Source organism: Protofrankia sp. Cr2, assembly GCF_963555885.1.
Taxonomy (GTDB): domain Bacteria; phylum Actinomycetota; class Actinomycetes; order Frankiales; family Frankiaceae; genus Protofrankia.
Map to the genome: position 1 here is coordinate 146,534 of NZ_CAUVXG010000004.1, position 5,507 is coordinate 152,040.

Here is a 5,507-nt window from a genome sequence, read left to right on the forward strand (position 1 = left end):
AGAACCCACCGGCGCGGCGTCCCGGCTGTATTCCGTTGCACGGCCCGTTGCGCGGCTGTGGCTCGGGCGCCTGGTCGTCTTCCATTTCGTCTGCGCGACCTGGGTCCTGTTCCGCTCCCCCGATCTCGGGGCTGCCACGGACATCGCCGTCCGCCTGGTGAGCGCACCAGGACCTGCGCCGCTGGTGACCAGAACGGTCCTGCTCGCCATCGCTACCGGCCTCCTCACCCAACTCATCCCGAAGAGCTGGCGGCTGTACGTGGCGGACGTCTTCTCCCAACTCAGCGTCTTCGGTCAGGCCGTGGTAATCGTCGGGTTCATCCTGATCGCCCACGCGATCGTCGGCCGGCATGATGTCGCACCATTTATATACTTCCAGTTCTGAAAGCCTGTCCTGAAAACCTGGTCCAAAACAACACCGCCACGGATGAAAGCAGCGGCCGGCATCGGCGACGTGACGAGGGAGAGTAGGTTCCAACCTTGTTGGGGGGGCGCGATGAGCGAACAGGAACCGACTCGGGCACCGAAAACCGCCGGCAACACGCACAACAACCCGAAGAGCCGGACGAAGCCGGACGCCGATACAGCGGCGACCGGAATGGAACATATCCGGCGACCGGAAACAGGCCGTACCCGCCGCCCGCCGGGATCCGCGCCGGGGGGTACCGTGTCGGCACGACAGGCGGCCAGGCTCGTCGTCACCAGCCTCAGCCTGCTCCTCGTTCTCGACGCCGCCGGCATGGTCCACGCTGGCGAGGGCATGGCACCCGGCTTGACCCGCACCATCGTGCTCGGCGTGGGGCGTCCGCTCGACCGAATCACCAACGCCGTCGGGCTCGACGCGATCCCCCGGGTCCTCACATCGACGTTCGGGCACGACAGGGCCTCGGCAACATCCTCGGAACTGACCGGCGCCGGTCCAACGGCGCCGCCTCCGCCGGTGCTGCAGGCCGGCGGCGACGAGTCCGCCCGTGCCGATACCGCCGACGGCAGCATCCCCACCGCCCAGCCAGCTGCGGTGTCCACCGCGTCGCGGGCCGCATCCCCGGAAACCTCCTCGGCACCGCCATCAGACCCGGCTGGCGTCGCGGCGGCCCTGCGCCGTCCCGACGCCGCCACCCCGCTGCGCCTTCTGGTGACCGGAGACTCACTGAGCGACAGCATCGGGCCGTCGATGGTGAATGGGTCCCACGGCACCATCCACGCCGATACCGACACCCACGCCGGTACCGGCCTGGTGCGTCCGGATTTCTTCGACTGGGCGGCCCAGGCCCGCGCGCAGGTCACCGAGAGCGATCCAGAGGCGATCGTGGTCGCCATCGGTGGCAACGATGCACAGGGAATCACGCTGCCGGACGGGAGCACGCTCGCGACCGGGTCACCCCAATGGTTGGCGGAGTATCGTCGCCGCGCGATCGTCGTCATGCAGATCTGGTCTTCGGGGGGCAAACGCCGCGTCTACTGGATGAGCCTGCCCCCCGCCCGCGAACCGAGGCTCAACGGCTATTACCACCAGATGTCCGAAGCCGCCGCGGATGCCGCCCGAAGGATTCCCGGTGTCCGTTTCGTCAACGTCAGCGACCGCCTGTCGAACAACGGGGCTTACAGCAGTTACCTCACCGACGACCGGGGACGGACCGTACTCGCCCGCTCCACCGATGGTGTTCACCTGACACTTGATGGTGCCGCCATCGTCGCCGATATCTTCATAAGGGAGATCAACGCCGACTGGCACGTGATATCCTGAGACATCTTCCTGGGACGGCTACCTTCACCCGGAAGGCCCGATTATGGCGAATACCCAATTATGGCGAATGTACGTCCTTGTTTCAGGGTCGGCGCCCGTCAAAGTCCAGGCGAGCGGCCCGGACGGCCGAGCAAGCGCGCTCCGCGATGTCACGGCGACGATCCGAGCCACCCTCGGCAGCATGACCACGAGCATCCGCGAGCAGCGTCTCAACCAGGTCGGTGGCCAACACGACGATCTGGTCCGCGAGCGCGTGGTCGGCCAGGCTCGGCGGCCTGACACCGGCCGGCGCGCCAGAGCCCGCTTGATGGCCCAGCTCGGCGAGTTCGACGGCAAGCGCGCGTATCCGATCAGCACGGGTGCCCGCAGAAGCTGACCGCTGCCGCCAGGAGCCCGACGTCCACCCCTGAATCCGGTCGTGCAATCGTCGTACTTCACCGACCAGATCCCTGGTGAACATCAGTTCCACATCGGTCACGGACGAAGGTTATCCCGTGACAGCCGTGGCGGGTCTTGCTGTTGTCCGACTGGTGGTGCACGCTCCTTCCATGGTTCGTTGACCAGTGCTTACTGGAGGCGTCAATGTCGCAACAACGCTCCGAAGAGACCCACCACAGTCTTATCGAACGAATTCCGAGAATCACAGGACATGACGTCGGCCACTGGCTAGGATGCCTCGACCGCGGGCCGGGTCTGCTTCGCTTCTCCGAACGCGTGAACTGGCTCCAGGACGAACACGGTCTCCCACACTGCTATGCGGCGGCCGTCGTTCACGAAGCCGATCTACGCAGGCGGGCGATCCGCACATGACGGCGGTCTCGCCCGAGCCGACCTGACAGCGAGCCGGCCGCTGCGCGGAGCCCACACGTTGATTCGCACAGTGCTGTAAGACCGGTTGCGCAAGAATCGACCCATGGACATCGAGGCAGCGCGGACATACATCCGCGAGAACCATCACGCCGTTCTTGCGACGTTTCGCCGGGACGGCACCCCCCAAATGTCACCGATCGCGGTCGGAGTGGGCACCGACGGTGCAGTCATCATAAGCAGCCGGGAGACTGCCTACAAGGTCCGCAACCTGCACCGGGATCCGCGCGCGACTGTGTGCGTCATTCCGGCTGCCTTCTACGGACCGTGGATTCAGGTAAGTGGTCGGGCACGAATCATCTCACTGCCGACGGCCATGGAGACCCTCGTCTACTACTACCGTTCGCTGTCGGGCGAACACCCCGACTGGGACGATTATCGTGCCGCCATGGTCCGCGACCAGCGCTGCGTGATCAGTATTGAGATCGACAACGCCGGTCCCGACCACTCCGGCTAGGGCCTGTCTGGTGGATATTTGGTCGATGCGGTCAAAGATCCACCGTACAGGCGCTAGCCTCGGAATTTCGACAACAGACGGAGCATTTCTATGTATACCCAGACGAAACCGACGAGCAGACCGAAACCGGCGCGCCATGCCTCCTCGCGAGGGGCACCGCTGGCAATCGCCCGCTCGATGTAGTCGAAGTCGAGGATGAACTGGAGGCTCGCGACCACAAGCACGGCGACGCTGAACAGGATGCCGAGCGGCGAGGCGTCATTGATGACTGGAAGGTGGCTGCCGGACACGGCTCTGATCACCAGATCGACCAGGCTAATCATGATCACACCGAGCAGTGATCCATAGACGATCCGGGTCATCCGGGGAGTCGCTCGAAGCCGGCCGCTGCGGTACGCCACAAGCATTGCCACGAAGACCACGGCGGTTCCCAGCAACGCCTGCAGCACGATGCCGGAGTAGGCGTCCTCGAAGTACCGCGACACCGCGCCCACGAACAGACCCTCGAGTGCCGCGAAGATGACAATCAACGACGGCTTCAGCCGCTGGCTGAACGAAATCACGAAGGAGAGGGCGAGCGCGGCGAACATCGCCACAAACCCCACGGCGGGTGCGGCCGGCGCGATGGCCCAGCCGGCTATCCCGGTGACGGCGGTGATGGCGAACAGCCCCATGGTGTGCACGACGACGTCGTCGACGGTCAGACCGCTCGGCGCCCGGTACAGACCGGCGAGCTGCTCTGGGGTCGGATTGAGCGGCGCGCCCGGTCCTGGCGGCGGATACCCGCCGGCGCCGTACTCGGGCACGGGCGTCGGCTGCGCGGGCCGGCCGGTGAAGCCGCGCCGGCTGAACACCGGGTTCGACGAACGCATCTCGGCCATCAGGATACGACTCCTTCCACCACCCGCATCCAGTCGGGCGCATAGATCGTAGCTGCCATCGAGTTCAAGCGACCGCGGCGCAACCCGACCCGATCGACGAGCTCGTCCGAGGCAAGAGTAGAACGCTCCGCGCAGTCACCGTGTTCCACCATCCTGCCCCACATGGTCGCGCACCGGTGCGGTCACGCCGCGACGAGGGTCCGAACATCGGACTCCACCTGTGACGGACGCTGCATGCGACACGGCGGTGCATGCGACAGGCGCTGCACGCACCGCCACCCCACTCCTTGATCTACTTCCCTGTTGCCGGGCACTCCAGGTGGTACGACCGCGTCACACTGGCGGCCCACAAGGCATTCAGATGAATAGTCTGATGGCGGGTCGAGATGTCGGCCGGAATGATCCGGCCGACATCGGACAGCCAGGTACCAGGCGACGGCCTGGTACCACGAGCACATGAATGTGCCGGTGGTCGGAGTCGAACCGACACTCAAGCTGTTTTTAGGACAGCCTCCTCTGCCTGTTGGGATACACCGGCTGGGCTACATCGGAGATGTTTCTACCACGCTACGTAGGATTTGTGAAAGAGACAACATGGAGAAAGTGTACGGAGTGACTGAACCATCCTGTCTCATAACACATCGTGACGATCAAGACCAGTTTGCCTGCGCGAAGTAAAGTGATCGTCACGCTATCCTGTAGCCCGGACCGGTAATCGCGCGGGATGAGCGGATCGTGGCGCAGCGGCCCAACCCGACGAGCGGGAGTCCGGCTCTTGGAGCGCCCGACAATCGGGGCATGGATCAAGGAGCGGGGCTGGGGTGCGTAGATCGCGAGGCAGCGGAGGAAATCACCCTGGTTCGGACGGACGCTTCGCGCCCGGACCCCGCTCCGCTCAGCTCAGCTCACGGAAATGCCCGCCGTAGTCGCCTACAGCGGGCATCTGGTGCTAATCGTCTACAAGCTGCGCGCCATAGCGCGCCGTGCCAGCAGGTCACGCCACCGACGTTTCCCCTGACGGCTTGGCCGCCTCCACCGTCCTGGTGGCCCCGGACTTCCGGCCAGCGGCCACGGAACCGTTGGTCTCACCATGCCCGGCGCTCTTCGAAGGAAGCACCGGGGTCGCGGCCGTGGACCCCTGCGCGCCGGCTACGGCGGACGGGCTGGCAGCCTCACGAAAACCCGCCCGGGGGTCTGCGAAGGCCCCCAGCGAGACGATCTCCCGCCGGAAGAACAGCGCGAGGGTCCAGTCCGCGAGGACTCGTGCCTTGCGGTTGAACGTCGGCACCCGACTGAGGTGGTAGGTGCGGTGCATCAGCCACGCCGGCCACCCGCGCAGCTTCATCCCGTACACATCGGCCACCCCCTTGTGCAGGCCGAGTGACGCGACGCTGCCGGCGTAGCGGTGTTCGTAGGGCGCAATCGGTTCGCCACGGAGGTCGGCAAGAATGTTGTTCGCCAGCACTCGGGCCTGACGAACCGCGTGTTGCGCCGAGGGACTGGTCGTCGCCCCCTCACCCCTGGTGAGATCGGGAACCGCGGCGCAGTCACCGGC

General features: G+C 65.6%; 6 protein-coding genes, 1 tRNA gene and 2 pseudogenes. 4 read left to right on the top strand and 5 right to left on the bottom strand.

Annotated elements, in window-relative coordinates; genetic code table 11:
* Both U9978_RS04345 and U9978_RS04350 read left to right on the top strand, forming a co-directional pair.
* Positions 1-385: pseudogene (locus U9978_RS04345) on the top strand (MBOAT family protein); the annotation flags it as partial.
* Positions 386-496: 111 nt separating this feature from the next.
* Positions 497-1,747: a DUF459 domain-containing protein gene (locus U9978_RS04350; RefSeq protein WP_322759718.1), complete on the top strand. Its 1,251-nt coding sequence runs from the start codon at positions 497-499 to the stop codon at positions 1,745-1,747.
* 82 nt (positions 1,748-1,829) lie between these two features.
* Here U9978_RS04350 and U9978_RS04355 read toward each other — a convergent pair whose 3' ends face one another.
* Positions 1,830-2,225 (bottom strand): hypothetical protein, encoded by a 396-nt coding sequence (locus tag U9978_RS04355; protein WP_322759719.1) that lies wholly within the window; start codon positions 2,223-2,225, stop codon positions 1,830-1,832.
* 104 nt (positions 2,226-2,329) lie between these two features.
* On the opposite strand from U9978_RS04355, the gene U9978_RS04360 reads away from it, so the two are divergent.
* Positions 2,330-2,557, top strand: coding sequence for a DUF4287 domain-containing protein (locus U9978_RS04360; protein ID WP_239309238.1), 228 nt, complete (start codon positions 2,330-2,332; stop codon positions 2,555-2,557).
* 103 nt (positions 2,558-2,660) lie between these two features.
* Complete coding sequence (locus U9978_RS04365) at positions 2,661-3,071, top strand: PPOX class F420-dependent oxidoreductase (RefSeq protein ID WP_322759720.1); 411 nt, start codon at positions 2,661-2,663, stop codon at positions 3,069-3,071.
* A 53-nt stretch (positions 3,072-3,124) separates the two neighbouring features.
* Here the strand turns inward: U9978_RS04365 and U9978_RS04370 are convergent, their stop codons facing one another.
* The 4 genes and pseudogenes from U9978_RS04370 to U9978_RS04385 form a co-directional block, all read right to left on the bottom strand.
* Positions 3,125-3,952: a Bax inhibitor-1/YccA family protein gene (locus U9978_RS04370; protein WP_322759721.1), complete on the bottom strand. Its 828-nt coding sequence runs from the start codon at positions 3,950-3,952 to the stop codon at positions 3,125-3,127.
* Positions 3,952-4,116 (bottom strand): hypothetical protein, encoded by a 165-nt coding sequence (locus U9978_RS04375; protein WP_322759722.1) that lies wholly within the window; start codon positions 4,114-4,116, stop codon positions 3,952-3,954. The genes U9978_RS04370 and U9978_RS04375 overlap by 1 nt, the downstream gene beginning before the upstream one ends.
* Before the next feature lie 299 nt (positions 4,117-4,415).
* Positions 4,416-4,490: transfer RNA gene (locus U9978_RS04380), tRNA-Leu, on the bottom strand.
* Between the two features lie 456 nt (positions 4,491-4,946).
* A pseudogene (locus U9978_RS04385) lies at positions 4,947-5,507 on the bottom strand (NAD(P)/FAD-dependent oxidoreductase); the annotation flags it as partial.

Coding starts and splice junctions, on each gene's coding strand:
- U9978_RS04350 (WP_322759718.1), top strand. CDS start 497: ATGAGCGAACAGGAACCGACTCGGGCACCGAAAACCGCCGGCAACACG.
- U9978_RS04360 (WP_239309238.1), top strand. CDS start 2,330: ATGTCGCAACAACGCTCCGAAGAGACCCACCACAGTCTTATCGAACGA.
- U9978_RS04365 (WP_322759720.1), top strand. CDS start 2,661: ATGGACATCGAGGCAGCGCGGACATACATCCGCGAGAACCATCACGCC.
- U9978_RS04370 (WP_322759721.1), bottom strand. CDS start 3,952: ATGGCCGAGATGCGTTCGTCGAACCCGGTGTTCAGCCGGCGCGGCTTC.
- U9978_RS04375 (WP_322759722.1), bottom strand. CDS start 4,116: ATGTGGGGCAGGATGGTGGAACACGGTGACTGCGCGGAGCGTTCTACT.